We start from the raw sequence: 26652 nt of genomic DNA on the forward strand, positions 1-26652 counted from the left end.
TCCCCCGGGATGCACATGGATACCGATCGCCTGACCAGTCAGGACTCCGCTGAAAACAGCATGGTGGAAATGGTCCAGATCACGCCCAAGCTGATCGCTCAGGATCAGGCTGTCAATGACAGACTGGCAGTACCTCAGCCGCTGCTTGACTATTCCCCGGAAAATTACCGGATCGGCGCTAACGATGCGCTGTTTATTACCGTTTGGGATCATCCCGAGCTGACCATTCCCGGTGGTCAACAGCAAACCAATGCAGCCAACGCCCGTATTGTGCGAGATGATGGAACTCTGTTTTACCCATTCATCGGTAATGTGCACGTCGCAGGTAAAACGCTAGAAGAGTTACGCGAAATCATCACCACCCGCTTGGCGCGTTATATCGAACAACCCCAGGTTGATGTTAACGTACTGGAATACAACAGCCAGAAGATCTATTTCAGCGGCGCCTTCGAGAATGCCGGCATCCTGCCGGTGAATGCGCAGCAGCTGACGCTGTTGGAAGCGGTAGGCCAGGCCGGCATCAATCCCGAGACCGCTGACCTGTCCAACCTGCAGATCATTCGCGATGGCGTGACCTATCGCCTGGACTATGACCGCCTGACCAGCATGCCGAGCCGCATTGGCGACGTGTACCTGCGCCCTGGCGATAAGGTGCATATGGGGTTGAACGACTCCCGCAAGATACTGGTTATGGGCGAGATTGGTCGGCCCGGTGCAATACCCTACCGCACCAGCAAGATGACTCTCAGCGAAGTACTGGGTACCGTCGGCGGCCCTTCGCCTCTGAGCTCCAGTGGCAAAGAGGTGTATGTGATTCGCGGCGTCGAGAATATCGCGAACGAGAAGGCGACCGTATTCCAACTCAATGCCCGGTCACCTTCAGCCTTCATTCTGGCTAATCAGTTCGAGATGCAACCCCAGGATGTAGTCTTTGTCGGTGCTGCAGGTGTGACTCGCTGGAACCGCTTTATCAGTCAGTTGCTGCCCACCACCTCCATCGTCTACACCACTGTTCGTACTGAAGATGAGATGAGAGACAGAAACTGAGGACGCCCCGGTGAAGACCTTTTTACGTACGGTCGTACTGGGCGTGGCCATGGCTGGCATGACCGGGTGCAATTCGCTGTCAGGCGATGCGCTGGAAACCATGAAGCTGGCCATATCCGGGCCTGAGTCGCCGATTACCGTTGACAAGGTACATGCCATCAATGGCCCCGCCCTGGCTGTTCGCCTTGGCGCGGCCGAGGCGATGCTGGTCAGCAATGGTACCGGCACCGGCCTGGTCGAGTGGTACGGCAATACAGAGATGCTGCTTACGCAGCATGGCCGTGTTACCCGAACAGCCGGGCTGCCCGCTGACATCATCGCGCCGCTGGTGGCAGGCGACCCCTTCAATGCTGGCTTACTGAACGTGGCCGATGGCACGGAGGTTGTTCGCCTGGTGGACTACCCCGCCCGATACCAGACCGGCCTGCGCCAGCATGCGCGCTATAAGCGTGGCCCCGTTGAAACGATCGAATATATGGGGCAACGTCACCAGCTGCAGCGCGTGGATGAGCATATCCGTATGCCGGAGCTGGGTTTCAAAGCCACCAATCATTATTGGCTGGAGCCGGATAGCGGGCTGGTGCGCCGTAGTGTGCAGCACTTTGCCCCGGATCTGCCGCCCTTGCGTCTCACTCTACTGAAAACCGCCGGGGGTCAACCATGATCACCCTGCGCTCTCTTCGTCGCGCTGCCCTGGCGGCGCTATTCGCCGGTTCGCTGATCGCTCCCCTCGCTGCTGACACCATTTATATTGATGGCGCGGTGCTGAAGCCCGGTGAGTATCAATGGCACCAGGGCGCTCGTCTGCATGATGCGGTAGTGGCCGGCCAAGTCAGTTCTCAGGCCTGGCCGCTGGGCGCCGCGCTGCTGCGCCAGAGCGCCATCGAGCCACAACAGCGCCTGAAGGCTGGGGTGTTGTATGAGTTGCGAACCAATGGCTTGTATGCCCGGGGCGAGAATAACCCTGAGTTACAACAATTGCTCGAGCGCATGGAATCCTTCGTCGAACGTTTGCCCGTAACCGGGCGGGTCGTCGCTGAGCTGGACCCTTTCCAATTGCTGATCGCCAGTAACAACGAATTGCTCGAAGCGGGCGATGAGCTGGTCTACCCCCGCCGACCGAGCACTATCCGGGTGCTGGGCGCCGTGGCTGCCGATTGCCAATTGCCCTTCGGTGCCGAATTGCGCCTCAAGGACTACCTGCGGCAATGCCCTGCCCACGCATCGGCTGGCCGCGACTATGTGCATGTGATTCAGCCCGATGGCACCACCGAGCGGGTGGGCATTGCCCACTGGAATCAGCAACCGGTCACGCTGGCCGTTGGGGCGATCATTTACGTGCCCGTAAAACCCTCTGCCCTGTCACCGGATGCCCGGGACTTGAACAAGGATATGGCAGCGCTGCTGGCTACCCAGTACAGCCTGGGAGGCCGTTATAGTGAGTAAGTCTTTGCATAAGCAGGCAGCGGTTTTTGTACCCACGCTGCTGGCCCTGGCCATTCTCTCGCAGAATGCGCTGGCTGATCGGTACCGTACCACCCAGAGCGATTTTGGCGGCGTGGGGCTGCTGCAGACCCCCACGGCACGGTTTGCTGATGAAGGTGCTTTCAGCTTCAACGCCAACCGGGTATCGCCCTATAGCCGTTACAGTATTTCTGTCACCCCGCTGCCGTGGCTGGAAGGGACGTTGCGCTATACCACGCTCAATAACCGCCGGTATAGCTCGTCAGAGGAGTTCAGTGGCGATCAGAGTCTGAAGGATAAGTCCCTGGATGCCAAGGCCCGGCTGTGGGAAGAGTCCTACTGGATGCCGCAGATCGCGCTGGGCTTTGTGGACGTCGGCGGTACAGGCCTGTTCTCCAGTGAATATTTTGTGGCCAACAAACGCTTCTGGGATCTGGACCTGAGCCTGGGCATCGCCTGGGGTTATCACGGCACCCGGGGCGATATCAGCAACCCCTTCGGTGGCCTGCGCGACAGCGAACGCGCTGGGCGTGCAGAGGGTGACCGGGGTGGTAATTTCAATACCAGTACCTATTTCAGCGGCCCGGCGGCCTTCTTTGGTGGCGTTGAATACCAGACGCCCTGGGATCGGCTGCGCCTGAAAGTCGAGTTGGACGGTAACGACTACTCCTCCGAGCCGGGCGACCCGGACTTTGAGGTGGCGGATTCGCGTTTCAATATTGGTGCGGTGTTCAAGGTCAGAGACGGCATTGATATCAGTGCCGGCTGGGAGCGCGGCAATACCGCGATGATCGGTATCACTTTCAGCACCAACCTGAAAACCGGGCGCGGGCCGGAAAAGTTTCTCGATCCCGAACCAGAAGCGCGCCGCCCCCTGCCCGCAGGTGTATCCGGGCAAACGGTCGATTGGGCCAACGTCAGCGATCGCCTGAAAGACAATGCCGGCTTCGAGGTGGAAGAAATTGCCATCAAGGACCGGGAAGTCATCGTTACCGGCGAGCAGACGATCTATCGCAACGAAGCCGAAGGCGTTACCCGCGCCTCCCGCGTGCTGGACAACAGCCTGGGTGAAGGCACCTACGACTGGTACACGCTGGTCAACAAGCCCCGTGGCATGGCCGTGAGCGAAACCAGCATCAACCCGCAGCGGCTGCGCGATTACGAGCAGAATGCCGCCGACACCGAAGACCTGCGCCGCGGCATCGTCAATGCCACGCCCAGCGTGGTGAGCAAGGATGTGGTGCATACCGCTGAGCTGGATAAATTCGATTGGGGTCTGTCGCTGGGCTACAAGCAGAACATGGGCGGCCCGGACGGGTTCATTCTCTATCAGTTCCTGGCTCGCGTTAACGCCGAATACCGCTTCAACCGCAATAACTGGGTGCGCGGTAACCTGGGTGTGAACCTGCTCAACAACTACGACAAGTTCGAGATGCGCGGCACCAGTAATCTGCCCCAGGTGCGTACGCATATTCGTGAGTATCTGGTTACCTCGGACGTGGTGCTGGAGAACCTGCAGTACACCCATACCCGACAGCTGGATCGTGATGTGTATGCCATGGCCTATGCCGGTCTGCTGGAGAGCATGTTCGGTGGTGTCGGTGGTGAGGTGCTTTACCGACCCTTCGATGCCGGGTGGGCGATCGGTGTGGATGCCAACTGGGTGAAACAACGCGGCTTCCGCCAGGACTTCGACTTCCGCGATTACTCCACCTGGACCGGGCATATCACCGGTTATTCCCAGACTCGCTTCTGGGACATTCTCGCCAAGGGCAGCGCCGGTCGCTACCTGGCCGGGGATTACGGTGCCACCCTGGATCTGTCTCGCCGCTTTGCCAATGGTGTGACCGTGGGAGCCTGGGCGACCAGGACGGATGTATCCTCGGAAGACTTCGGTGAAGGTAGCTTCGACAAGGGGATCTATTTCACCTTCCCATTCGATGCCTTCTTCTCCCGGTCAACGACCTCTGCCGGCACCATCGCCTGGAACCCGACCACCCGAGACGGTGGTGCGAGGCTGGCGAGACAGTATGGTCTGTACAACATGACCAATGCGCGGAACATTGACCATTTCAATGATGGCTTTGGGTTGATGACGGAGTGATCCACTCCGCTCTGCCAACCTCTTCGCGGGCAAGCCCGCTCCCACAGGAAGCGCTCATCCAGCAGCGCTTCAAGCCTAAGCTCGATATTAGAGCAGGCTCTGTGGGAGCGGCCTTGGCCGCGAAGCTTTTCCATCAGCCAACGTCTGCTTTCCGTATTAGGAATTCTCTGCCGCTATGTGGATAAGCCTTTTCCGCCACTGGACCCGCTACCGGCTCCTTTACAAGATCCTGTTTTTCTCGGTGCTGTTCCTGGGCATGTATCTCGGCATGCGCCCGGGCCCGCCGCCGACGCCATTCAAATTCAACATGGTCTATTCCCTCTACCACGCCGGTGGCCTGTTCACCTGCACCCTGCTCAGCTACCTGGCCTTCCCCCGGTGGCGCTGGTGGTTACGTGGCGTACTCATGTTCAGCGTGGGCGTAGCGGTCGAGTTCGTGCAGTCCTTCCACCCCACCCGCTCTGCGGACATCCACGATATCTACGCCAACAGCGTGGGGGTGGGAGCCGGGTTGCTGGTAATATTGGCGTGGCAGTGTTATTCCATGCGTAGGGTGTGACGGCGGGCCGCGTACTATCCCGGCCAGGCCCTATCGCCACTTTTCAAGTTCTATTCCGGTCAATAGCGGGGTAAAAAGTGAAAATGACCAAGCAGAATGCAATGTCCGTGGCACTTGTAACAGGAGCTACGTCGGGAATTGGTGTGGAGATCGCCAGGCGGTTGATTCAGGACGGTCTGCACGTTCTGATTACCGGGCGATCAGAAGAGCGCGGGCGTCGAGTCGCTGATGAACTTGGTGAGCGTTGCCGGTTCATCCGTGCCGACCTGAACCAGCCTGGTGCTGCGGACAAGCTGATCGAGGCAACGCTCGCCGAGTGGGGACGCCTTGATGTACTCGTCAATAATGCGGCAATCGACCATACGAATGACCTGCTCGCTGTAGGCGAGGAAGAGATTCGCAGTACCTTCGAGACCAACACCTTCGCTCCCATGAATCTTCTGATCGCTGCTGCAAGAACCATGAAGGTGCAGGGTGAAGGCGGCTCCATCATCAATGTCACCTCACGTCTTGCGAGCATCGGCGTCCCGACCATGGCTGTCTACAGTGCGAGCAAAGGCGCGATGCTCGCCTTCACCAAGGCCGCTGCCATCGACCTGGCCCCGGAGAACATTCGGGTCAATGCCGTTGCCCCCGGCATGACCCGTACCCCGCTTTATCAGCAGTGGCTGGATAGCCTGCCAGACCCTGAGGGGGAAGCAGAACGTGTGGCGTCTGCGATTCCTCTGGGCCGCATCGCCGAATCAAACGATGTTGCCTCGGTCGTGAGCTTCCTCGCTTCGCCAGACAACTCTTATCTGACCGGGATATCCATTCCCGTCGATGGTGGGTATCTGGCGAAATAGCCGTTGTATAACAGTATTACGCGCTCATGCTATGCTCAAAAAACCGCGATTTCACTCAATGAGGCGTCATGAGCCCGCATAAGCTCCGCACTGTTTCGGTAGTAGAAGCCATTGCTGAGCAGCTCAGCGAAGACATCTTCAGCGGGATGTTCCGCCCCGGAGAGACGCTCATCGAAACGCAGCTCGCGGCCCGGTTCGAAGTACCACGACAAACCATTCGCTCGGCCGTCGTGATGCTCATACATGATGGCATTCTGCGCCGCGAGCCCAACAGGAGTGTTTACATTCCTCGGTTTTCAGAAAGCGATATTCGTGATCTGTTCGCGGTGCGCCGGCTGATTGAGCTCGAAACAGTCCGTATTCTCACCACCCGAAAGGTGGTGCCGAAAGACGCCGAAAACGCGGTCAGGTTCATGGAAGTATTGCGCGACGAGGATGGTTGGGATGAAGTTCTCAAGTTCGACTTCGAGTTTCATCAGGCGCTGGTCGCAGCTACCGGTAGCACTCGTCTGCAAAAATTTTACCGCAGTATCTCTGCGGAAAAGCGGCTTGCACTGACCTACTTCCGTTCCAGCCATGAATCACCCAGCGAGATTGCGCGCCAGCACCGCGTACTACTGGATACCATCCGCGCAGGAGACCCCGACGCCGCAGTCGAAGCGTTCAGCGTCCACCTGGACGAGTCCGAAGCCTTTATCGATCAGGTTATACACTCCCAGCAAAAACAGCCCAGCTCTACCCCGCCATCCTCAGCGACGACCGAGAATGATGGGGTGGCATCGCACACTTGAATCCTGCGCCCCGCCTGCGCGGAGATCCAAGGGTGAGAGAAGGTTATTTGCCTAGCCAGTTGGGCAGGAACATCGATATCTGCGGCACGTAGGCCACGACGAATAACATCACGATGAGCGCGGCCACGAACGGGAGCGCTGCAATGCTCACCTTTTCGATCGAGAGCCCGCTGATCGCACTGGCGACGTTGAGGTTATCCCCCACCGGCGGAGTGGCGAATCCGATCATCGACGCCATAATCATGACCACGCCAAAGTGCACCGGGTCCATGCCCATTGCCGTGACCACGGGCACCAGAATGGGCGCAAGAAGGATAATGCCCGCGATGGTTTCCATGAACATGCCGATGAACACCAGCAGGATCAGGATTACCGCCAGAATCGCCCAGAACGGCACTGGTAGTGCACCGAGGAAATCAGCAATGAGCGTGGGGATGCGCTCGAGAGTCAGAACCCGGGCATAGGTCGATGCGGTCGCAATGATAACCAGGATCATCCCTGAGATAAGGAAGGTCGCCTTCAGCATTACCGGGATCTGGGTAATCTTCGTCTCACTGTAGATGAGGGCGAGCACCAGGCTGTACGCCACGGCAACACCTGATGCCTCCGTGGGGGTGAAAACGCCTCCGTAGATGCCTCCCAGTACGACGACGGGCATCAGCAGTGTCCATTTGGCATGCCATAGCGCAGCCCGGCGCTCCTTCCAGCTGGCCTTGGGCACATCACCACCATAACCATGCTTCTTCGACATATGCCGGCTCATGAGGTACAGCAGGAGCACGATGGCGAACCCGGGGACAAAGCCCGCCAGGAACAGATCGCCGATTGAGGTGTTCGTTGTGATCCCGTAGATGATGAGCGGAATGCTGGGCGGAATCACGATGCCGATCCCGCCACCGGTGGCCACCAGCCCGGCACTGAACCCCCGCCCATACCCCTCTCGGATCATCGCGGGGATCATGATGCCGCCAATCGCGGCAACGGTTGCGGGCCCCGAGCCGCTTAACATCGCGAATACCGCTGTCCCCAGCAAGGTAACTGCCGGCAGGCCACCGGTCATGTGGCCGACGAACGCTTTCGCTGCATCAATGAGCCTTCGTGAGAGCCCGCCATATTCCATGATGACGCCGGAGAGTACGAAGAGCGGGACGGCCAGGAGCGAATAGGAGTCCACCGCGCCGAACATTGTCTGGGTGAGATAGTTGACCGGGACCACTCCGGTAACAAGAACAGAGAGTAGCGATGAGATGCCGAGCGCGAACGCAACCGGCATGCCCAGGATAAGCAAGATCAGGAAGCTCAGGAAAAGAACGCTGATGCCCATGGGTCAGTCTACCTCGGTCTGTGACGGAGGGATGGGTGCAAAGGGTTGCCTGACGATATCGATGATGGCCCTGGTCGTATGCTGCAATACGCGAAAGGACATCAGTAGCAACCCGAGGGGAAGCCCCAGATAAACAAGATACATGGGGATTTGAGAGGCCGGCGCACGCTGCCCCGTAGTGAACTGCCTATCGACCATGTCAACCGCGAGTTTCAGCATGAAAATGAGAAATGCGAGCCAGAGTACCAGCACGAAAAGGCGGATGATTCGCTGGGCCAGAGGCACCTTCCTGCCAATCAGGTCGACGATCACATTGAACCTGACATGCCGCTGATACTTCACCGCATAGCTCCCACTGAGATAGACGAACCAGACGAGGGCGTAGCGGGCGATTTCTTCAGACCAGACTGATGGGTTATTGAATACATACCGCATGACGACTTGGAAAATGACGAGCGAAGCGAAAACGGTCAATGCCACGGTAGCCAGATAGGTCTCCACATGCTCATCGAAGTGCGCATAGATACTTTTGAGCATAGGCAGCAATCCCCCAGGTGCAGAGAAAGTAGTGTGCCCCTGCCTGAGGATACTGTCCCTGGCAGGGGCACATTCAGCAGTGATTACTGGATGGCTTCGAGGTAGGTAGTGTTACCTGCCGCCTCGAGAATGGCTTTGAGCTTCTCTGTGTCGACTTTGGATGCATTCTCCTTGTAGAACGGGATGGCGGAATCGATCCACTGTTGGCGCTCTTCATCGGTCAAGTCGGTTACCGTTCCCCCGGCTGCCACAATCTTGGCCCGGATCTCGTCACTGATAGTCGACTTGAGCGAACGGATCTTCGCTACCATTTCATCTGCAGCATCTCGGATAATCTTCTGATCTTCAGCTGAAAGGCCCTCAAAGAAGGTCTTGCTGATGAGTATGACCTCGGGATCGTAGATGTGCCTGGTCTCGGTGAGGAAGTGCGCCGGCTCGGTAAATCTTGCCGAGAAGAGCAGCTCGTACGGGTTCTCAACCCCGTCGACTACGCCCTGCTGGAGGGAGGTGAAAACCTCGGGGAAAGGCATGGGGGTTGGCGCTGCGCCGATACTGCGCCAATAGGCGATATGCATTGGTACCTGCATGGTGCGCAGCTTGATACCCCGCATGTCCTCAGGCGTTCTGACCGTGCCTTTGACCATCGCCAGGTTGCGGAAACCGTTCTCGCCCCAGCCCAGTGCGATCAAGCCGCTGTTTTCAAGACCGGCAAGCATCTCGTCACCCAGCTCGCTATCGAGGACTTTATATGCGGTCTCGGCATCCTCGAAGATGAAGGGAAAGTCGAAGACCTCAAGTGACTTGTCAAAGTTGGCAAGCACACCGACCGAGGGAGCCGTCATCTCGATGTCACCGAACTGCGTGGCCTCGATCATTTCACGTTCGCCCCCGAGTTGGCTGTCCGGGTAGACCTGCACCTTGATGCGTCCGTCAGAGCGCTCTTCCACAAGCTCAGCGAATAATGCGTATCCCTGGTTCTGGGTGTCACCGACCGAAATGACGTTGCCGAATTTAATGGTATAGCTATCGCTTTGCGCAACAGCATGACCACCCTCACCGCCTGCCCAGATAGAAAGCCCAAGTGCAGCGGCAACACCTACAGCGATAAAACCAGCCTTGCGAATCATCATGAATCTCCTTTTATTAGACTTTGGTGTCCGGAGTATTTGGTTGATGGATTCCGAGTGTTGGAGCGTTTTTTATCATTGAGGTTGATCCCCAACACCGTTGTACAGTAGCACAGCCCCTTTTTGTGGCAACTTGCCAGCAGGCAATTCAATTGCCCACCTTGCGCCACCCGTTCTGATCTCCTCCCCGGTGGCTCAGGCCACCTGCTGATGTCGCATTTACCGGGTCTCACGCCTGGCAATGTTGTAGTAACGGATCTCCTGATACTCTTCGAGCCCCTCGTGACTTCCCTCTCGCCCGAGACCCGATTGCTTCATTCCACCGAACGGTGCTGCGGGGTTCGAGGGTACGCCGTTATTGATACCGACCAGACCGGTCTCCAACTGGTCGGCAACGTTAAGCGCGCGGTCGAGATTCTCGGTAAAGACGTATCCGGCCAGCCCGAACGGTGTGTCGTTGGCGCGCTGGAGCACCTCTTCCTGCGTGGAGAAGCGGGAGATGGCTGCAACCGGGCCGAAGATCTCCGTGTTGGCGATATCTGCATCGGCCGGCACCCGATCGAGAACCGTCGCCTCGAAGAAGTACCCGGCGTCCCCGGCAGCACGGCCACCGGCGCGCAATTCGGCGCCCCGAGTGACCGCATCATCGACAAGGCGCTGGAAGTTGTTCACCGCATCGCGGTTGATGACCGGCCCCAGGTCCACGCCCTCGGCGATAGAGTGGCCGAGCACCATCTGCGACATTCTCTTGCTGAACGCCTCGACGAAGTCGTTGGCAATTCCGTCCTGGACGTAGATGCGGTTGGCCGCGACACAGGACTGCCCGCCATTACGGAGTTTCGCCAGTATCGCCCCCTCCACCGCTCGCTCAAGGTCGGCGTCGTCGAATACGATGAGTGGTGCGTTACCGCCAAGCTCCATCGAGCTTTTAACGATGTTTTTCGCTGCCAGGCCCATGAGCGTACTGCCTACGCCGGTGGAGCCGGTGAATGAAATCTTGCGCACGCGAGGGTCGGCGAGTACTGCCTCACTGAAGGCCGATGACTGGGTGGTGGTGACCACGCGCATCAGCTCGCGAGGCACGCCGGCCTCGGCCAGCAATTCAACCGTGAGCAATGTCGTCAGCGGCGTAAGCCCTGCCGGCTTGATCACCGAGGCGCAACCGGCCGCAATGGCGGGTGCGATCTTGCGGGTGATCATTGCCATCGGGAAGTTCCATGGCGCTATGAGCAGCGCGAGCCCCACCGGCGCACGCTTCGTCAGAATCGTCGAGCCTCCAGCGGGGTTATCCCGGTAGCCTCCAGCCGGACGCAATAGCTCATCCGCATACCACCGCACATAATCGGCGGCATACTGCACTTCACCCTGGGCCTCGGCGAGCGTCTTCCCCATCTCACGGCTGATGACATAGGCAAGCCGCTCCTTGTTGGCGATGAGCACCAGGTAGGCGTTGTGCAGCGTGTCTGACCGATGGCGCGGCGTCGTCTTCGCCCAGGCTCGGCCAGCTTTGTGAGCAATGGCAACCTGTGCGATGGCCTCCTCAGGGCTCAAGCTCGGCAGGGTGGCGATGCGCTCTTCGGTCGACGGGTCGAGTACGGCGAACTCCTTCTCGCCCGGTTCGTGATTGCTATAGCCCGGCAGACTTCGTAGCGCGTCGTCTGAAGCCGCAAGTCGCTCGGCTGAGGGGGTAGGCAGACTCATGATGCTCCGTTCTCCTTGGTTTGCTTACGCTATAGCGGCCGTCTTCGTCTTCGCGGCGTCAAGCACCGCACGCACCGCACCAACGAGATCGCGTACTTCCTGATCCGTGGTGATGAAGGGCGGGCTGATCTGTATGGTATTGCCGCGCAATGGGCGAGTGATGAAGCCCCGCTCGATGATCTGATCGGTCACCAGCTCGGCGCTGACATCGCTGGACAGCTCGATGCCACCGAGAAAACCGCCGACGCGCGTGCTCGTTACAAACTCATGTGACTCAATCGCCTTGAGCTCTCTGGCAAGCACCTGTTCAAGTTCCGCCGACCGCGCGACGAGACCTTCACGCTCCAGAATCTCGAGGTTCTTCAGCGCCAGCGCGGCGGTGACCGGATGACCCGAGTAGGTGGTGCCATGGCGATAGATTGGTGAGTTCACACTTTTTTCAAAAAAGGGTTGCCACACCCGAGGGGCGACGAGGATGCCACCAAGGGCTGCGTATCCCGAGGTTATCCCTTTGGCGAAAACGACAATATCAGGCTGTAACCGATATCGGCTCGACGCGAACATTTCGCCCGTGCGGCCGAAGCCGGTGATGACCTCGTCGGCAATGAAAAGAATGTCGTGCTCGCGGCACAGACGCTGGATTTCCTCAAAATAGCCTGCCTGCGGGGGATGCACCCCACCGGTGCCCATGACCGGCTCGGCGATGTAGGCTGCGATGTTCTTCGCACCAATGCGCTCGATTGCCGCAGCGAAGGCACCTGCGTCGTGCATGGCAACCCGCTCGGTGTCTGCTACCAGGGAGTCGGTACCATAGCCCTCGCGATTGAAATCGAGACCGGCAATGCTGGTGCCGTATGCATGGAGCCCGTGGTAGGAACCTTCACGGCTGATCATGACCTTCTTGTCCGTGCGCCCCACATGGTTCCAGTAGCGACGCGCCAGCTTCAGTGCGACATCGATCGAGTCGGAACCGCCGCTGTTGAGGATCACCTTGGGGTCATCGATTGGCGCAATGCTCACGAGTTTCTCGGACAGCTCGATCGCCCGCTCGTTGGTATAGCGGCCGAACACATGGTAGACCTCAAGCTTCTTCATCTGCTCGTATGCCACTTGCGCCATCTCTTCGCGGGCGTGGCCTATATTGGCGTACCAAAGCGACGCGGTACCGTCGAATAACCGCGCGCCGGTATCGGTGGTGAGATACGCACCTTCAGCGGACACCACATTGATCTGGCGACCGATTACCGAGGGCATGTGCGCCTGTGCGCTCCATAATGCCGGAGTAGTCATATCGAACTCCTCTCAAAGTGAGAACAGGTAAATTGTAATACAATCCCTCACAACACTAACTGTAGTACTGTCTTACAATTAATCCAAACCACGACCTCAGACTTCCTGAATCGTTGGCCGCACGCTGGGTGCCCCGACGTCAGAAATGGCTCTGGCAATAGCGCGGCCCAGGATTTCTGTCGTTCCCTGCCCTCCTACGTCAGGCGTCAGCACACTGCTGTCGCACTCGGCAAGTACCGCCTCGAAGGCCGCGACAATGGCGTTTGCGGCCTCCTGATGACCCAGGTGTTCGAGCAACATAGCTCCGGACCAGATCTGGCCGATCGGATTGGCCACCCCGCGCCCGGCAATGTCCGGCGCACTGCCGTGTACCGGCTCGAACAGGCTCGGGAAGGTGCCCTCAGGGTTGATGTTGGCCGAAGGGGCCACCCCGATGGTGCCGGTGCAGGCCGGGCCCAGGTCAGAAAGAATGTCGCCAAACAGGTTGCTGGCTACTACCACGTCGAACCAGTCCGGGTGCATGACGAAGTGAGCGGTGAGGATGTCGATATGGAACTGATCGACGGTTACCTCGGGATAGCGCTGCCCCATCGCCGCGACGCGCTCGTCCCACCAGGGCATGGTGATGGCGATGCCGTTTGATTTGGTGGCTGAAGTGAGTTTCCGCCGGGGCCTGCTTTGGGCCAGATCGAATGCGTACTTCAACACCCGGTCGGTGCCATGGCGGGTCATCACCGTCTCCTGGATAACCACCTCGCGCTCAGTGCCCTCGAACATTTTGCCGCCGACGCTGGAGTATTCTCCCTCGGTGTTCTCGCGTACCACGTAGAAGTCGATATCTCCCGGCTGCCGGTCGGCTAGCGGGCTTTTGATACCGGGAAGCAGCCGGCAAGGGCGCAGGTTGACGTACTGGTCAAAGCGGCGACGAAACTGCAGCAATGATCCCCAGAGGGAGATATGGTCAGGCACCGTCTCGGGCCACCCCACGGCCCCGTAGAAAATGGCATCAAACCCCTTGAGGGTCTCGAACCAATCATCGGGCAGCATCTGGCCATGTTCGATGAAGTAATCGCAGCTGGCGAAGTCGAAATACTCGAATTCCAGCTCGATATTGAAGCGCCTGGCCGCGGCCTCAAGGGTCCGCACACCTTCGGGCATTACTTCTTTGCCAATGCCGTCGCCGGGAATCACTGCAATGCGATGGGCCACGTTCACTCCCCCCTGCCAGTGGAATGACTCCAGTCTAGTCCCTGATGTGAAGGCGACAATCAGTCTAAGATGCAATCTACTATTGAATAAAAGTGGAGGGTTCATGTCCAAACTCGATGACCTGGCTTTCTTCCAACACCTGGCGCGGGCTGGCAATCTCACAACCACCGCCCAGGGGCTGGGCCTCTCCCTTTCTGCGGTAAGCAAACGCCTCAAACTACTCGAGACCCGGCTCGGGGTAACTCTGGCCAGCCGCACCACCCGGCGGCTGACCCTGACGGCAGAGGGCGAGCGCTACCTGTTACGTGGTGCAGTCATACTCGAAGAGCTATCCGAGCTGGAGGAAGCCCTCGGTGCACAGCGCGCCGCGTTGTCGGGGCCGCTCAAGATCAATGCCACATTTGGCTTTGGACGGCGCCATGTGGCCCCGCTGCTATCTGACTTCTGCGCGCGCAATCCTGGAATAGACGCATCGCTGGAGCTATCCAACTTTCCAATGTCCCCTGGTGAACAAGGGGTTGATATCGCCATCCGGGTAGGAGAGTTGCCCGACTCGCGATTGGTAGCCCGTCTGGTTCTCGCCAATCGCCGGGTGTTATGTGCCGCCCCCGCCTATGCGTCGAGCATTGCCCCGCTGGACACGCCGGCCAGCCTGGCAGATCACCCGTGTCTGGTGTTGCGCGAAAATAATGACAACTATGCTATCTGGCGCTTCACTCACCGCGAGCACAGTGAGCGAGAGCAAGCGGTAAAGGTGGCGGGGCCTTTGGAAAGCAACGACGGGGAAGTTATTGTGCGCTTCGCCCTGGATGGTCACGGGATTATTCTGCGTTCTTACTGGGATGTGCGCGAACACCTGTCAAGCGGCCGGCTGGTGGAGTTGCTCCCGGCCTGGAAGTCTGAAAGCGCTGATTTCCACGCCGTCTATGAGCATCGGCGCTTTGTGCCCGCCCGTATCAGAGAGTTTGTGAGCTACTTGCAGGCCGAACTCCCTGGCCGCGTAAACCCAATCTATTAGCGGCCCGTGCCGACGTCTGGGCGCAGAGGTATAACGGAAACCGCCCGGGCAGGCGGCCTCCAGCTCAGCTTACGCTGATAGCTCTTCCAGTGGCCCGAAGAACTCGTAGCGCTGATTTTCTGCGGGAATGCCAAGAGCATTGAGCAGTTTCTGGCAGTTCTGCATGAAGGGCTTCGGGCCGAGGAAGTAGACATCCACGTCGGGGCCGTCGGGCAACATGGCACTGAGCTTCTGCTGGTCGAAGAAGCCGGTATCGTGGGGCTGGTCCCCTGCCAGCGGGTGGCTGTACACATAGCTGATCGACAGGTTGTCATGCTGCTGCGCCAGCGCATCAACATGCTCGCGAAACGCATGGGTGCTGCTATTCAGCGCGCCGTGCAGGAAGTGCACCTGACGACCACTCTCCAGTGCCGGCTGCAACATGCTGATGGCCGGGGTGATACCCACGCCGCCGGTCAACAGTACCAGCGGGCGTTGCTGCTGGTTCAGCATGAAGCTGCCGCTCGGTGCGGTCAGGCGCAGTTCGTCACCGACCTGGATGCGATCATGCAGGAAGCTGGATACCTCCCCTTCGGCTTCGCGCTTGACGCTGATGCGGTAGTGCCCCAGGCCCGGGCGGTCGGACAGGGAATAGTTGCGGCGCACGCTTCTGCCGCCAATATCCACCACCAGGCAGGTGAACTGCCCGGGCACGAACTCGGCCAGCGGGCCGCCATCGCTGGGCACCAGGTAGAAGGAGGTGATCACGTCGCTTTCGCGCTCCTTGCGCTGCACGGTGAAGCTGCGCTCGCCGCGCCAGCCACCGGTTTTCTGTTCGTTCTGCTGGTAGCGCTGCTCTTCGGCGCCGATCAGAATATCCGCCAGTTGCCCATAGGCTTCACCCCAGGCACCCAGCACGGCGTCACTGGCGGCTTCGCCAAGGACTGCCCTGATTGCGGCCAGCAGACATTCGCCGACAATCGGATAGTGCGCCGGCTGGATGTTCAGCGATACGTGCTTCTGGACGATCAGCGAGACGGCATCACCCAGCACCTCCAGGCGATCCAGGTTGGCGGCGTAGGCGACTACCGCGTTGGCCAGGGCCTGGGGTTGCGTGCCCTGCCCTTGGTGCGCCTCGTTGAAAAAGCCCTTTACCTCGGGGTAGCGCTCGAACATCAACGGGTAGAACACTGCGGTGATGGTCGCGGCATGCTCACGCACGACAGGCAGCGTGGCGGCGATGATGTCTTTACTCTGTTGGGATAGCATTTTTTCTCTCTTGTAAAATTGACTCATATCAAGGCGGTATGAGGGAGAGCATGTATCGTGCCAGAGGCACGTTTGGCGCCAGGGTTGGACTTCAGCGCGGTATGTGTATAAATAACAACATCCCTTTCGCTGTATTAAGCACAACCGAGTTGTATATATGACAGCACACCAAACCTCCCCACCGCTGAGCGTGATCAGCGATCTGGCCCGTGATATGGCGCCCAGCCAACGCTTCCAGCAGTTGCTGGCGACCATCCGCCAGGTGTTACCCTGCGATGCCGCTGCGTTGTTGCAGTTGCGCGGCACCGAGCTGATCCCGCTGGCGGTGGATGGTCTGAGCACCGATACCCTGGGCCGGCATTTCGTGACCGATGATCACCCGCGCCTGGCCAGGATCCTGCTTAGCCATGAGCCCGTGCGTTTTGCCGCCGACTCGCCGTTGCCCGATCCCTATGACGGACTGCTGCATGCGGTGGAGGGTGACCTGCATGTGCATGATTGTCTGGGTATCGCGCTGTATCTGCAGGGTGTGCCCTGGGGCGTGCTGACGCTGGATGCGCTGAATGCCAACGCCTTTGATCAGATCGATCCGGCGGAGCTGCGCTATCTGGCGCGCCTGAGCGAGGCGGTGATTCGGGTCACCGAGCTGACCAACCAACTGCAGAGCCGCACCGAGCATCACCAGGCCATGACCCAGGCGCTGGTCGCCGATGGGCAGCAACAACTGATCGGCAGCAGCCGGGCCATGCAGCAGTTGCAGCGGGAAATCGAGATGGTCGCCCACTCGGACCTGGCAGTGCTGATCACCGGCGAAACCGGAGTTGGCAAAGAGCTGGTGGCCCGGCAGGTGCACGGTCTGTCCAACCGCGCCCGGGCGCCGCTGATCTATCTCAACTGCGCCGCGCTGCCGGAAAACCTGGTGGAGAGCGAGCTTTTCGGCCACACCCGCGGGGCGTTTTCCGGGGCGGTGCAGAGCCGGGTCGGCAAGTTCGAACTGGCCCATGGCGGCACCCTGTTTCTGGACGAGGTGGGCGAGTTGCCGCTGACGGTGCAACCCAAACTGCTGCGCGCCTTGCAAAGCGGCGAAGTGCAGCGGGTGGGCAGCGACAGCCATCACCAGGTGGATGTGCGCATCATTGCCGCCAGCAACCGGGACCTGCACCGCGAAGTGGCCGAGGGGCGCTTTCGGGCAGATCTCTATCATCGCCTGGGGGTGTATCCCATTGCCGTGCCGAGTCTGCGGGAACGGAACAAGGATGTGCTATTGCTGGCGGGGCACTTTCTCGAACAGAACCGCCGCCGCATCGGCTTGCGCGGCCTGCGCCTGGATGCCAGCGCCCGCGAGGCGTTGCTGGCTTACAGCTGGCCCGGGAATGTACGTGAGCTGGAACACTTGATCAGCCGCGCCGTACTCAAGGCCCAGGCCGGCCAGGATGGTAATCGGCGACTGCTGACCATCAGTGCCGAGTTGCTGGCACTCGGCGGCCCGCAGTCGGACATACCCCAACAGACGCTTGCCGCCACGGTAAATACGACTCTGCCGCTCGCCCAGAGCCTGCGCGACGCCACTGAGCACTTTCAGGTGCAGCTCATCCGCCAGGTGCTGGAAAAACACCAGAACAACCAAAGCCGCGCCGCCCGGGAGCTGGGTGTGGATCGGGGCAACTTCTCCAGGTTGGTGAGGCGGCTGGGGATCTGATCCCCAGTATGCGCACGGGTTTCGGGGTGTAGCGCCCTGCTCCGCAATCAGGCGCTACGCCAGCCAGCCGCGCAGCGCACTCACACCTCCACCGGTTCTCCCACCCACCCCCATCTGCTAGACTCTCGCCCCTCATCACCCGGAGTCCGTCATGAATACCAATCTGCCCTATCACCGCTACCACCTCGCCCTGCTGATGAGCCTGTTCGACACGCTGCGGGCGCAGTCCGTGCTGATGGCCCAGGTGCCTGAGGAAAGCAACGTGCTGTTCCTGGAGCGCTTCGAGGAGATGGTGACGCAGCTGCAGGCAGGTGATCAGGACGCGCTGTACGCTGGCCAGGAGATCATCTGCCAGATCATCACCCGCTACCCCCAGGTCGCCCACATGATCCCGCGGGATCTGCTGTGGTACTTCGGTGGCGACTGCCTGCACTACATGCCTGATGAGGAGATCGCCCAGTATCAATTGCTGGATGAACACCAGGCACAGGCCGAGGCCCGCGGGGAAGAGTTTGACTGGGAGCAGGCGCGGCTGTTGCTGATGAGCGAGCATCTACGTAACTCCTGAAACCACGGAGCGCTGCCTGAAACAATGCTCATCGAGCTGGTGCTCGACGTTCCCAGGAAAGACAACGCCAGCGCCCAGCCCCCTGGGACGGTCGAGCACCAGCTCGACCAGCGCACCAGCCCGACCCCCCGCCCTCTCACCCCAGCGCCGTATCCAGAAACATCATCACGCCAAAGCCCACCATCAACCCGATAGTCGCCGATGTCTGGTGGCCGTTGCGGTGGGTTTCGGGGATGACTTCGTGGGAGACAACGAAGATCATTGCACCGGCGGCCAGACCCATGCTGACGGGATAGGCGACGGCGAAGGCACTGGACATGCCGATGCCGATCAACGCACCCAGCGGCTCCATCAGACCAGTCGCCGCGGCAACCAGGGCCGAGCGCATGGCTGACAGACCCGTCGTGCGCAGCGCCAGAGCGACGGCCAGGCCTTCGGGGATATCCTGGATGGCGATGGCCGATGCGATGGACAGGCCTACCGGCATATCCCCTGCGGCAAAGCCGACACCAATCGCCATACCCTCGGGGATGTTATGCAGGGTGATCGCCAGGACGAACAGCCAGACGCGGCTGATGCGATCGAATGCAGGGCCATGGTGGCCGCTTATTTCATGGTGATGCGGGGTGAAGTAATCGAGCCCCAGCATCAGCACCACACCCAGCCCCAGCCCGATCGCCACTGTGGCAGCGGCAGCCATGCTGTTGTCGAGAATGTCCTCCGCTGCAGCGATCCCCGGCAGGATCAGCGAGAACGCGGCGGCGGCGAGCATCATGCCCGCGGCAAAGCCGAGCATGCTGTCCTGCCGCCGCACGGAAATGGCCTTCATGGAAAGGCCCAGGAAGGCGCCCAGCGACGTCGCCAAGAAACCTGCCGTACCACCCAGCAATGCGTGACGCAGGTTGATGGTGTTGCCGCCACTCACCGCGCTGACGACGCTGGCAATAATCAGCGCGAGAATGACCAGTACCGCCCCGGCAAGGCCGAAGGAGATATAGGGGCTGCGTTGGGCCTGGTCAATCCAGGCGCTGCGCAGCTCTGCTGCCAATGAGACGGTTTTTTCCATGATCGCTGCTTGCCGATGGTCTTGGTTGTCCGCAGTCTATCAGGTGACAATCCCGCGCACCGTTGATTCAGTGCAAGCGGATCATTGAGAAAATATATCGGGATAGGGAGGTTTCCGGGCAGCCTCTGCCACACTCAACTATATTGTGCTCTAACGATTTTGACCGTTGCGCTGATCCTTCCACTGCGGGGGTTAGGAAACGGTACCGAGGTAATGGACAGCATCCCAGAGCAGAGGGCATTTGCATGACAGACCAGACCTTTCAGTTGATCGCCATCAGCCTGTATTTCCTGGGGATGCTGGGTATCGGTTACTACGCCTATTTCCAGACCTCCAGCCTGGATGACTACATGCTGGCCGGCCGCAGACTCCCACCGAGCGTCGCGGCCCTTTCTGCCGGCGCATCGGACATGTCCGGCTGGTTGTTGATGGGACTGCCGGGCGCCATTTATACCACCGGCCTGGTGGAAGCCTGGATTGCCATCGGCCTGACCATCGGCGCCTACCTGAACTGGCGTTTCGTGGCACCGCGACTGCGTTCCTATACGGAGGTGTCCAGCAACTCGATCACTCTGCCGAGCTTCCTGGAGAGTCGCTTCAAGGACGGCACCCGGCTGCTGCGAATCACTTCGGGCCTCATCATCCTGGTGTTCTTCACCTTCTATGTATCCTCCGGCATGGTCGCTGGCGGGGTGTTCTTCGAGGCATCCTTCGATGCGCACTACCTGTTCGGCATGCTCCTGGTGGCCGGCATCACCTTGACCTATACCCTGTTCGGGGGCTTTCTGGGCGCCTCCCTGACCGACGTTGCACAGGGGTTGCTGATGCTGGCCGCGCTGATCGTCGTTCCTCTGATCACCGTTTTCAGCATGGGCGGCGTGAGCGAGACCATTGCCGCGATCAATGCCGCAGATGCAGCCCATAACCTGGCCAACCCGGATGACGAACTACATCGCACCTCCTTGCTGTTCGGCGGCAGCCTGCTGGCGATCATCTCGGCCGCGTCCTGGGGGCTTGGCTACTTCGGCCAGCCGCACGTCATCGTGCGCTTCATGGCCCTGCGTTCATCGGCTGACGCCAAGGCCGGTCGCCGCATCGGTATTGGCTGGATGATCCTGGTCGCCACCGGCGCGGTATTTACCGGCCTGATCGGCGTCGGCTATTTTCACGCCAGCGGACAGACACTGGATAACCCGGAAACCGTCTTCCTGCTGCTGTCACAGATTCTGTTCCACCCGCTCATCGCCGGCCTGGTACTGGCTGCCGTGCTGGCCGCGATCATGTCCACCGTCTCTTCGCAGCTGCTCGTCTGCTCTTCAGCGCTGGTCGAGGATCTGTACAAGATTTTCGGCAAGGAACTGTCGGTCTCGCAGCAGGTATTGCTGGGCCGTCTGGGCGTACTGGTCGTAGCGGTGATCGCCGCCCTGCTGGCCATTGACCCACGCTCCAACATTCTTGGGCTGGTCGCCTTTGCCTGGGCGGGATTCGGCGCGGCATTCGGCCCGATCATCCTGCTGTCACTGTTCTGGCGCAAACTCACCGCGATGGGCGCGCTGGCCGGGATGGTTGCCGGTGCCGTGGTGGTGGGTATCTGGGGCAATATTGCCAGCCTGCAGGCGCTGATGTATGAGATCGTACCGGGCTTCCTGGCCTGCGCAGTGGTAGCCGTCGTCACTTCTCTGCTGACCAGGCGCCGGGAGAACGAACAGATCCAGTCAGAGTTCAGCAAGATGGAATCGTACCAATGACCGGGCGTGCGCCAATGGCCTCATCGCGTTGGCCGGACAGGACGGGGGAGTTTAAACCCGAATCGCAGACATGAAAAAAGGGCCTTTCGGCCCTTTTTTCACCAATCTGCAGACTCCAATGGATGTCTGCAGATCTATATTGGAGCGGGAAACGAGACTCGAACTCGCGACCCCGACCTTGGCAAGGTCGTGCTCTACCAACTGAGCTATTCCCGCAAATCTGACGCCGTAATGGCGTCCCCTAGGGGACTCGAACCCCTGTTACCGCCGTGAAAGGGCGGTGTCCTAGGCCACTAGACGAAGGGGACGTATCCGGACTTCACAGTGCCGAGGTATCAACCTTGGCTACTTGCTGCGTCTTCCGCGTTGCGTTGTTCGCTGCAAGTGGCGCGCATTTTAGGCATGGCCCCGGGGTCCGTCAACCCCCCAAGCCAATCTTTTTTCAGGTTTTTTTCAGGTTTTTGATTCTCCCCGCGAAAACCGTGGCCTACAGCTGTGATGAGAGTCTGGTCACAATAATCATCCAGCGCAAGCCCACCTGTCGCTCCAGCTGATTGTATTGAAATGATGGATATGGCATAACGACAGCTCGTGCCCATGGAGAGCTTTCCCTTGTCCCCTATGCTCATCGCTGCCCTCGTCATTGGCGGCTTGGCGATACTTATCTGTATCGGCTTCATCAATCAGGCGGTGGAACGAGCTCGCCTGGAGCGCGCCCGCAAGCAATCCGAGCTGCAGGCACGCTGGAAGCACTGCGCAGCGCTCGCCGCAGAGGTACCGGGCCAGTTCATGACCGCGGAGCTCAAAACGCTGCTGTTGCATATTGAAGCGTCGCTGCTGGAACGATTGATCCGGCTGGATAATAAACACACCGCCCATGCTGAGCAGTTGAAGGAAATACGCCAGCAGCTCGACAAGGGCGAGCCGCGTATCAACAATGCGCCAGTGGTGATCGCCGATGAGGTGGTCGCGCAACGGACCAAGCAACTGCTGAGTGACCTGCTCCGCTTGCTGGACCAGTCGCGGCAGGACGGTGTGCTGGACAATCCGGGCTTCCAACGCTGGAGCCAGGTGTTGAACCAACATCTGCTGCAAACCACCTTGACGATGTACCAGGCGGTCGCCAATAGCGCCCTGCAGTCCGGCAAGCCCCGGGTCGCCAAGTTGCAATATGAACGGGCAATCGACTTCCTGAACAAGCACCAGCAGGCCGATAAGGGCCAGCTGGCGGTGTTTCGACAATTGCTGCTCAATGCTGAACAGGCTGCCTTGCAACAAGAGCGGGGCGCTGACCCCAGTGCAAATGAGTTAAGCGCCGGTATACAGGCCCTGGAAGAAGACGATCAGGCCTGGAAGAAAAAAGCTCTGTACGATGACTGAGTTAACCCCTGACGGAATGTACCCCCATGTCCCTGATCCTCTACGGGGCGATTCTTTCGCCCTTCGTTCGCAAGATCCGCATTCAGCTCGCTGAGCAGAACATTGAGCATGAACTGGTCAACCAGACGCCCTTCATGCAGCCCGACTGGTATTACGAGATAAGCCCGCTGGGGCGCATTCCGGCGATCAAGGACGGCGATCTGAGTCTGGCCGACTCCAGTGTGATTGCCCAGTACCTGCAGGAAACCCGCGATGGTATCCGCCTGTACGGCAGCACCCCGGCGGAAGCGGCGCGGGTGCGCTGGCTGGAAAAGTATGCAGACTATGAGCTGGCCGGCCCGGCGACCTTCAAGACATTCTTCAACCGCGTGGTTCATCGGCTGATGGGCAAAGCCTGCGATGAAGAAGCTGTGCAGCAAGCTGTGAAGCAGGATCTGCCACCGCTGCTCGATTACCTGGAAACGCAGCTGGCCAGCCAGCATTACTTCCTCGGTGACCAGTTCAGCATGGCGGACATCGCCGTGTGCAGCCAACTCATAAACCTCGCCCATGCCGGCGAACTGATCGACGAAGAAACCTGGCCGGCCCTGTCCTCCCTGCTGAGCCGTGTTACCTCCCGCACCAGCGTGAGCAGCCTGTTGCCGGCGGAGCACCGGATCGTGGGCATGGTGAATGGCGCAAGCGTCTCCGCGACGTAAAAGGCCCTTCCGGGTGTAGCGCGCGGTGCGGGGTGTAGCGCCCTGTTCCGCAATCGGGCGCTACGTCTGCGGACTCGCCGCTACCCCAAACCCCGGCGTCGAGCCCGAGCGCGGACCGGGGTTCGACAACCCGATAACCACGCTCCCGCATTACTTCTTCAGCAGTTCCCGCCCTACCCAAGACCGCGCAAATTGCCACGCACACCGGCCGTTGCGGTTACCCCGTGCCTGGGCCCAGCGGATGGCTTCTTTCTGCAACTGTTCGCCCCACTCCCACTCCAACCCGTGCTCCACCGCCATCGCCGTCAGCCAGTGCCGTACCACTTCGAGATAATGCTCCTGGCTGAACGGATAGAACGACACCCATACCCCGAAGCGGTCCGATAGTGCGATCTTCTCCTCAATCGCCTCGCCAGGGTGCAGCTCGCCATCGACCATGCTGGCGCCGAGGTTGTCGCTGCGCTGTTCGGGCAGCAGATGCCGGCGATTGGAAGTGGCGTAGAGCAGCAGGTTGTCCGGCGTCGCCTCAACGGAGCCGTCCAGCACGGTTTTCAAGGTCTTGTAGGCGCTGTCATCCGCCTCGAAAGCCAGGTCATCGCAGAACAGCAGAAAGCGCCAAGGCTGGTCGGCGATCTGGGCCACGAGCGCTGGCAGGTGAACCAGGTCGCCTTTGTCGATCTCGATCAGCCGCAGCCCCTGATCCGACCAAGCTGCCAGCAGCGCTCGCACCAGCGAGGACTTGCCCGTACCGCGAGCGCCCCACAGCAAGGCGTTATTGGCGGGCAGACCTTTGACGAATTGTTCGGTATTCGCCTCCAGCAGCGCTTTCTGCCGATCGACCCCCACCAGATCAGCCAACCCATGCCCCGCGGTAACCTCCAACGGCTTGAGCCACCCGCCGTCGCCCTGCCCTACCCACCGCGCCGCTGGCGTCTGGCTCCAGTCGATGACCGGCGGCACAGGAGGCAGGTTCTGCTCATAGCGATCAAGAAAGGCGACGACCCGCTGCATGAAGTCGGCGGTGGAGATATCGGACATGGTGGTTTCCTGGCAGGTGAATGGGTGCGGCAATGTGTTTGCTATGGAAGAGGAAAATCGTTGGTGGGTCAACCAGTTGAGTAATCGTTATGGGAGGTCGAGCCAGATGATCAGCTTCGCGGCCTAATGGTAGCTCGCTCATCGAGCTGGTGCTCGACGTTCCCAAGAGAAGCAAGCCGGTGTTCCCTGGGAGGGTCGAGCACCAGCTCGACCAACGGCGGTGCGGGTAAACACCGCCGACCAAATCAGAGCACCACTCTATCTCGGCTCCAGTCGCAAACACACCGAGTTGATGCAATACCGCAGCCCGGTCGGGGGTGGGCCGTCGGGGAAGACGTGGCCGAGGTGGGCGTCGCAGCGGGCACAGAGCACTTCGGTGCGGTGCATGCCGTGACTGTAATCCTCGGTGGTGGTGATGGCATCTTCGCTCACCGGCGCGTAATAGCTGGGCCAGCCACAGCCGGCATCGAACTGGGTATCGGTATCGAATAGCGGCGCATCGCAGCATACGCAGTGGTACTGACCAGGTTCACCCTTGAGGTGATACTCGCCGGAAAATGGCCGTTCGGTACCCTTGAGTCGGCATACCTGATACTGGGCGTCGTCCAGTTGGTCGCGCCAGGCGTCATCCGACTTGATTATTTTGTCCATATTTCCTCCGCAAGATTGTGTGTTCGGGCTTTCTTCGCCGGAACCGCAGTCGTATGATGCTCGCTTTGCTTTTGCGATCAAAGCCCCTCACCACCCGATGATTTACAGGTAAGTATCATGCAGGTTAGCAAGTCCAACAAATTGGCCAATGTCTGCTACGACATTCGCGGGCCCGTCCTGCGCCATGCCAAACGCCTCGAAGAGGAAGGTCACCGGATTCTCAAGCTGAACATCGGCAACCCGGCGCCCTTCGGTTTCGAAGCGCCCGAGGAAATCCTCCAGGACGTGATTCTCAACCTGCCCACGGCACAGGGCTACAGCGACTCGAAGGGGCTGTTCTCGGCGCGTAAGGCGGTGATGCATTACTGCCAGACGAAGAACATTCAGGGTGTCGGTATCGAAGATATCTACCTGGGCAACGGTGTGTCCGAGCTGATCGTGATGGCCATGCAGGCGCTGCTGAACAATGGCGATGAGGTGCTGATTCCCGCCCCGGATTATCCGCTGTGGACCGCGGCTGTCAGCCTGTCGGGTGGCAAGCCGGTGCATTATCTGTGCGATGAGCAATCGGAGTGGTACCCGGATATCGAGGATATCCGCAGCAAGATCACCCCCAACACCAAGGCGATGGTGCTGATCAACCCGAACAACCCTACCGGTTCGGTATACCCGCGCGAAGTGCTGGAGCAACTGGCCGAGGTGGCCCGCGAACACAAGCTGCTGGTTCTTGCGGACGAGATCTACGACAAGATCCTGTACGACGATGCCGAGCACGATTCCTTCGCCGCTATCGCTCCGGATCTGCTGTGCCTGACGTTCAATGGTCTGTCCAAGTCCTACCGGGTGGCGGGTTTCCGTTCCGGCTGGATGATCATCAGCGGACCGAAGCAGAAGGCTGCAAGCTACATCGAAGGCCTGGAGATTCTGTCGTCCATGCGCCTGTGTGCCAACGTCCCATCGCAGCACGCCATTCAGACGGCGTTGGGGGGCTATCAGAGCATCAATGACCTGATCCTGCCTGGTGGCCGCCTGCTAGAGCAGCGTGATACCGCCTGGGAACTGCTCAATGATATCCCCGGAGTGAGCTGCACCAAGCCCAAGGGCGCGCTCTATCTGTTCCCGAAGCTGGATCCGAAGGTATATCCGATCCACAACGACGAGAAGATGGTGCTGGATCTACTGCTGCAGGAGAAGATTCTTGTGGTTCAGGGCACCGCCTTCAACTGGCCCTGGCCGGACCACTTCCGCATCGTCTCCCTGCCCCGCAAGGATGATCTGGAAATGGCGATTGGCCGGATCGCCAACTTCCTGCACGGGTATCGGCAGTAACGGGGTCAGGTTGTGGGAGCCGCTTTTCCGTAGGAGCGGCTCTTGGCCCGAAGCTCTTCTGCCAGGTCCATTCGCGGGCAAGCCCGCTCCTACAGGACAGTGCCGGCTTGCTCGCCATGAAGCGCTGCCCAAGAGCTCGGACTCGTTTCTTGTGGTAGCGGCCTTGATGCGAAGCTTTTCTATCAGCCGACCCACTCGCTCGCGCTCAACA

At 59.7% G+C, this 26652-nt stretch carries 25 protein-coding genes and 2 tRNA genes; 14 read left to right on the top strand and 13 right to left on the bottom strand.

Going from position 1 to position 26652, the window contains the following annotated elements:
- The first annotated feature begins 15 nt into the window (after window positions 1–15).
- From QAO71_RS09715 to QAO71_RS09745, 7 genes are all read left to right on the top strand, one after another.
- Window positions 16–1047 (top strand): polysaccharide biosynthesis/export family protein, encoded by a 1032-nt coding sequence (locus tag QAO71_RS09715; protein WP_348273391.1) that lies wholly within the window; start codon window positions 16–18, stop codon window positions 1045–1047.
- Between the two features lie 10 nt (window positions 1048–1057).
- On the top strand, window positions 1058–1711 hold the full coding sequence (locus tag QAO71_RS09720) for a YjbF family lipoprotein (RefSeq protein ID WP_280164267.1): 654 nt from the start codon (window positions 1058–1060) through the stop codon (window positions 1709–1711).
- A complete protein-coding gene (locus QAO71_RS09725; protein WP_280164268.1) occupies window positions 1708–2493 on the top strand; it encodes a capsule biosynthesis GfcC family protein in 786 nt (261 codons plus the stop codon). Before QAO71_RS09720 ends, QAO71_RS09725 begins: the two co-directional genes overlap by 4 nt.
- A gap of 37 nt (window positions 2494–2530) precedes the next feature.
- Window positions 2531–4615, top strand: coding sequence for a YjbH domain-containing protein (locus QAO71_RS09730; RefSeq protein WP_280165674.1), 2085 nt, complete (start codon window positions 2531–2533; stop codon window positions 4613–4615).
- 175 nt (window positions 4616–4790) lie between these two features.
- A complete protein-coding gene (locus QAO71_RS09735; RefSeq protein ID WP_280164269.1) occupies window positions 4791–5174 on the top strand; it encodes a VanZ family protein in 384 nt (127 codons plus the stop codon).
- Window positions 5175–5257: 83 nt separating this feature from the next.
- Window positions 5258–6019 (top strand): SDR family oxidoreductase, encoded by a 762-nt coding sequence (locus QAO71_RS09740; RefSeq protein WP_280164270.1) that lies wholly within the window; start codon window positions 5258–5260, stop codon window positions 6017–6019.
- Between the two features lie 68 nt (window positions 6020–6087).
- Entirely contained in the window at window positions 6088–6810 is a 723-nt protein-coding gene (locus tag QAO71_RS09745; protein ID WP_280164271.1) for a GntR family transcriptional regulator, read from the top strand.
- Between the two features lie 43 nt (window positions 6811–6853).
- Here the strand turns inward: QAO71_RS09745 and QAO71_RS09750 are convergent, their stop codons facing one another.
- The 6 genes from QAO71_RS09750 to QAO71_RS09775 form a co-directional block, all read right to left on the bottom strand.
- Window positions 6854–8134, bottom strand: coding sequence for a TRAP transporter large permease (locus QAO71_RS09750; RefSeq protein WP_036989485.1), 1281 nt, complete (start codon window positions 8132–8134; stop codon window positions 6854–6856).
- 3 nt (window positions 8135–8137) lie between these two features.
- Window positions 8138–8671, bottom strand: a complete 534-nt coding sequence (locus QAO71_RS09755; protein ID WP_051610793.1) for a TRAP transporter small permease — start codon at window positions 8669–8671, stop codon at window positions 8138–8140.
- An 83-nt stretch (window positions 8672–8754) separates the two neighbouring features.
- A complete protein-coding gene (locus QAO71_RS09760) occupies window positions 8755–9801 on the bottom strand; it encodes a TRAP transporter substrate-binding protein (RefSeq protein ID WP_280164272.1) in 1047 nt (348 codons plus the stop codon).
- Between the two features lie 216 nt (window positions 9802–10017).
- On the bottom strand, window positions 10018–11499 hold the full coding sequence (locus QAO71_RS09765) for an NAD-dependent succinate-semialdehyde dehydrogenase (protein WP_280164273.1): 1482 nt from the start codon (window positions 11497–11499) through the stop codon (window positions 10018–10020).
- A 24-nt stretch (window positions 11500–11523) separates the two neighbouring features.
- Window positions 11524–12789, bottom strand: a complete 1266-nt coding sequence (locus QAO71_RS09770) for an aminotransferase class III-fold pyridoxal phosphate-dependent enzyme (protein ID WP_280164274.1) — start codon at window positions 12787–12789, stop codon at window positions 11524–11526.
- 96 nt (window positions 12790–12885) lie between these two features.
- Complete coding sequence (locus QAO71_RS09775; RefSeq protein ID WP_280164275.1) at window positions 12886–14004, bottom strand: tartrate dehydrogenase; 1119 nt, start codon at window positions 14002–14004, stop codon at window positions 12886–12888.
- A gap of 97 nt (window positions 14005–14101) precedes the next feature.
- Here QAO71_RS09775 and QAO71_RS09780 point away from each other — a divergent pair, with 97 nt between their 5' ends.
- Window positions 14102–15016 (top strand): LysR family transcriptional regulator, encoded by a 915-nt coding sequence (locus QAO71_RS09780; RefSeq protein ID WP_074778306.1) that lies wholly within the window; start codon window positions 14102–14104, stop codon window positions 15014–15016.
- 69 nt (window positions 15017–15085) lie between these two features.
- Here QAO71_RS09780 and hmpA read toward each other — a convergent pair whose 3' ends face one another.
- On the bottom strand, window positions 15086–16264 hold the full coding sequence (gene hmpA, locus QAO71_RS09785) for an NO-inducible flavohemoprotein (protein WP_280164276.1): 1179 nt from the start codon (window positions 16262–16264) through the stop codon (window positions 15086–15088).
- 157 nt (window positions 16265–16421) lie between these two features.
- Between hmpA and norR the strand changes: the two genes are divergently transcribed.
- Both norR and QAO71_RS09795 read left to right on the top strand, forming a co-directional pair.
- Window positions 16422–17963, top strand: coding sequence for a nitric oxide reductase transcriptional regulator NorR (norR, locus tag QAO71_RS09790; RefSeq protein WP_280164277.1), 1542 nt, complete (start codon window positions 16422–16424; stop codon window positions 17961–17963).
- A 151-nt stretch (window positions 17964–18114) separates the two neighbouring features.
- A complete protein-coding gene (locus QAO71_RS09795) occupies window positions 18115–18531 on the top strand; it encodes a PA2817 family protein (protein ID WP_036989478.1) in 417 nt (138 codons plus the stop codon).
- Between the two features lie 136 nt (window positions 18532–18667).
- Here the strand turns inward: QAO71_RS09795 and QAO71_RS09800 are convergent, their stop codons facing one another.
- Window positions 18668–19597, bottom strand: a complete 930-nt coding sequence (locus tag QAO71_RS09800; RefSeq protein WP_280164278.1) for a ZIP family metal transporter — start codon at window positions 19595–19597, stop codon at window positions 18668–18670.
- Between the two features lie 245 nt (window positions 19598–19842).
- Between QAO71_RS09800 and putP the strand changes: the two genes are divergently transcribed.
- The gene (gene putP, locus QAO71_RS09805) at window positions 19843–21345 is read left to right on the top strand and encodes a sodium/proline symporter PutP (protein ID WP_280164279.1); all 1503 of its coding nucleotides are present in this window, start codon (window positions 19843–19845) and stop codon (window positions 21343–21345) included.
- A gap of 140 nt (window positions 21346–21485) precedes the next feature.
- On the opposite strand, the gene QAO71_RS09810 is transcribed toward putP, so the two are convergent.
- The 3 genes from QAO71_RS09810 to QAO71_RS09820 all read right to left on the bottom strand — a co-directional run bounded on the left by QAO71_RS09810 (window position 21486) and on the right by QAO71_RS09820 (window position 21944).
- Window positions 21486–21561: transfer RNA gene (locus QAO71_RS09810), tRNA-Gly, on the bottom strand.
- Between the two features lie 16 nt (window positions 21562–21577).
- Window positions 21578–21653, bottom strand: a tRNA-Glu gene (locus QAO71_RS09815).
- 27 nt (window positions 21654–21680) lie between these two features.
- Window positions 21681–21944 carry a hypothetical protein gene (locus tag QAO71_RS09820; RefSeq protein ID WP_136869732.1) on the bottom strand — a complete coding sequence of 88 codons (264 nt, stop codon included), beginning with the start codon at window positions 21942–21944 and terminating at the stop codon, window positions 21681–21683.
- Window positions 21945–21957: 13 nt separating this feature from the next.
- Between QAO71_RS09820 and QAO71_RS09825 the strand changes: the two genes are divergently transcribed.
- Window positions 21958–22725 carry a hypothetical protein gene (locus QAO71_RS09825; RefSeq protein ID WP_280164280.1) on the top strand — a complete coding sequence of 256 codons (768 nt, stop codon included), beginning with the start codon at window positions 21958–21960 and terminating at the stop codon, window positions 22723–22725.
- 26 nt (window positions 22726–22751) lie between these two features.
- Window positions 22752–23423, top strand: coding sequence for a glutathione S-transferase family protein (locus QAO71_RS09830; RefSeq protein WP_280164281.1), 672 nt, complete (start codon window positions 22752–22754; stop codon window positions 23421–23423).
- A gap of 150 nt (window positions 23424–23573) precedes the next feature.
- Here QAO71_RS09830 and QAO71_RS09835 read toward each other — a convergent pair whose 3' ends face one another.
- Window positions 23574–24434, bottom strand: a complete 861-nt coding sequence (locus tag QAO71_RS09835) for an ATP-binding protein (RefSeq protein WP_280165675.1) — start codon at window positions 24432–24434, stop codon at window positions 23574–23576.
- 285 nt (window positions 24435–24719) lie between these two features.
- Window positions 24720–25112 (bottom strand): peptide-methionine (R)-S-oxide reductase MsrB, encoded by a 393-nt coding sequence (gene msrB / locus QAO71_RS09840; RefSeq protein ID WP_280164282.1) that lies wholly within the window; start codon window positions 25110–25112, stop codon window positions 24720–24722.
- A 117-nt stretch (window positions 25113–25229) separates the two neighbouring features.
- Between msrB and QAO71_RS09845 the strand changes: the two genes are divergently transcribed.
- Window positions 25230–26441, top strand: a complete 1212-nt coding sequence (locus QAO71_RS09845) for a pyridoxal phosphate-dependent aminotransferase (RefSeq protein ID WP_136869728.1) — start codon at window positions 25230–25232, stop codon at window positions 26439–26441.
- The last annotated feature ends 211 nt before the right edge of the window (window positions 26442–26652 follow it).

The organism is Halopseudomonas sp. SMJS2 (assembly GCF_029866945.1).
Taxonomy (GTDB): Bacteria; Pseudomonadota; Gammaproteobacteria; order Pseudomonadales; family Pseudomonadaceae; genus Halopseudomonas; species Halopseudomonas bauzanensis.

Bases quoted from the DNA above. Each gene is read 5' to 3' on its own strand.
- QAO71_RS09715 (WP_348273391.1), top strand. From the start codon at position 16: ATGGATACCGATCGCCTGACCAGTCAGGACTCCGCTGAAAACAGCATG.
- QAO71_RS09725 (WP_280164268.1), top strand. From the start codon at position 1,708: ATGATCACCCTGCGCTCTCTTCGTCGCGCTGCCCTGGCGGCGCTATTC.
- QAO71_RS09735 (WP_280164269.1), top strand. From the start codon at position 4,791: ATGTGGATAAGCCTTTTCCGCCACTGGACCCGCTACCGGCTCCTTTAC.
- QAO71_RS09740 (WP_280164270.1), top strand. From the start codon at position 5,258: ATGACCAAGCAGAATGCAATGTCCGTGGCACTTGTAACAGGAGCTACG.
- QAO71_RS09745 (WP_280164271.1), top strand. From the start codon at position 6,088: ATGAGCCCGCATAAGCTCCGCACTGTTTCGGTAGTAGAAGCCATTGCT.
- QAO71_RS09750 (WP_036989485.1), bottom strand. From the start codon at position 8,134: ATGGGCATCAGCGTTCTTTTCCTGAGCTTCCTGATCTTGCTTATCCTG.
- QAO71_RS09755 (WP_051610793.1), bottom strand. From the start codon at position 8,671: ATGCTCAAAAGTATCTATGCGCACTTCGATGAGCATGTGGAGACCTAT.
- QAO71_RS09760 (WP_280164272.1), bottom strand. From the start codon at position 9,801: ATGATGATTCGCAAGGCTGGTTTTATCGCTGTAGGTGTTGCCGCTGCA.
- QAO71_RS09765 (WP_280164273.1), bottom strand. From the start codon at position 11,499: ATGAGTCTGCCTACCCCCTCAGCCGAGCGACTTGCGGCTTCAGACGAC.
- QAO71_RS09770 (WP_280164274.1), bottom strand. From the start codon at position 12,789: ATGACTACTCCGGCATTATGGAGCGCACAGGCGCACATGCCCTCGGTA.
- QAO71_RS09780 (WP_074778306.1), top strand. From the start codon at position 14,102: ATGTCCAAACTCGATGACCTGGCTTTCTTCCAACACCTGGCGCGGGCT.
- hmpA (WP_280164276.1), bottom strand. From the start codon at position 16,264: ATGCTATCCCAACAGAGTAAAGACATCATCGCCGCCACGCTGCCTGTC.
- norR (WP_280164277.1), top strand. From the start codon at position 16,422: ATGACAGCACACCAAACCTCCCCACCGCTGAGCGTGATCAGCGATCTG.
- QAO71_RS09795 (WP_036989478.1), top strand. From the start codon at position 18,115: ATGAATACCAATCTGCCCTATCACCGCTACCACCTCGCCCTGCTGATG.
- QAO71_RS09800 (WP_280164278.1), bottom strand. From the start codon at position 19,597: ATGGAAAAAACCGTCTCATTGGCAGCAGAGCTGCGCAGCGCCTGGATT.
- putP (WP_280164279.1), top strand. From the start codon at position 19,843: ATGACAGACCAGACCTTTCAGTTGATCGCCATCAGCCTGTATTTCCTG.
- QAO71_RS09820 (WP_136869732.1), bottom strand. From the start codon at position 21,944: ATGGGCACGAGCTGTCGTTATGCCATATCCATCATTTCAATACAATCA.
- QAO71_RS09830 (WP_280164281.1), top strand. From the start codon at position 22,752: ATGTCCCTGATCCTCTACGGGGCGATTCTTTCGCCCTTCGTTCGCAAG.
- QAO71_RS09835 (WP_280165675.1), bottom strand. From the start codon at position 24,434: ATGCAGCGGGTCGTCGCCTTTCTTGATCGCTATGAGCAGAACCTGCCT.
- msrB (WP_280164282.1), bottom strand. From the start codon at position 25,112: ATGGACAAAATAATCAAGTCGGATGACGCCTGGCGCGACCAACTGGAC.
- QAO71_RS09845 (WP_136869728.1), top strand. From the start codon at position 25,230: ATGCAGGTTAGCAAGTCCAACAAATTGGCCAATGTCTGCTACGACATT.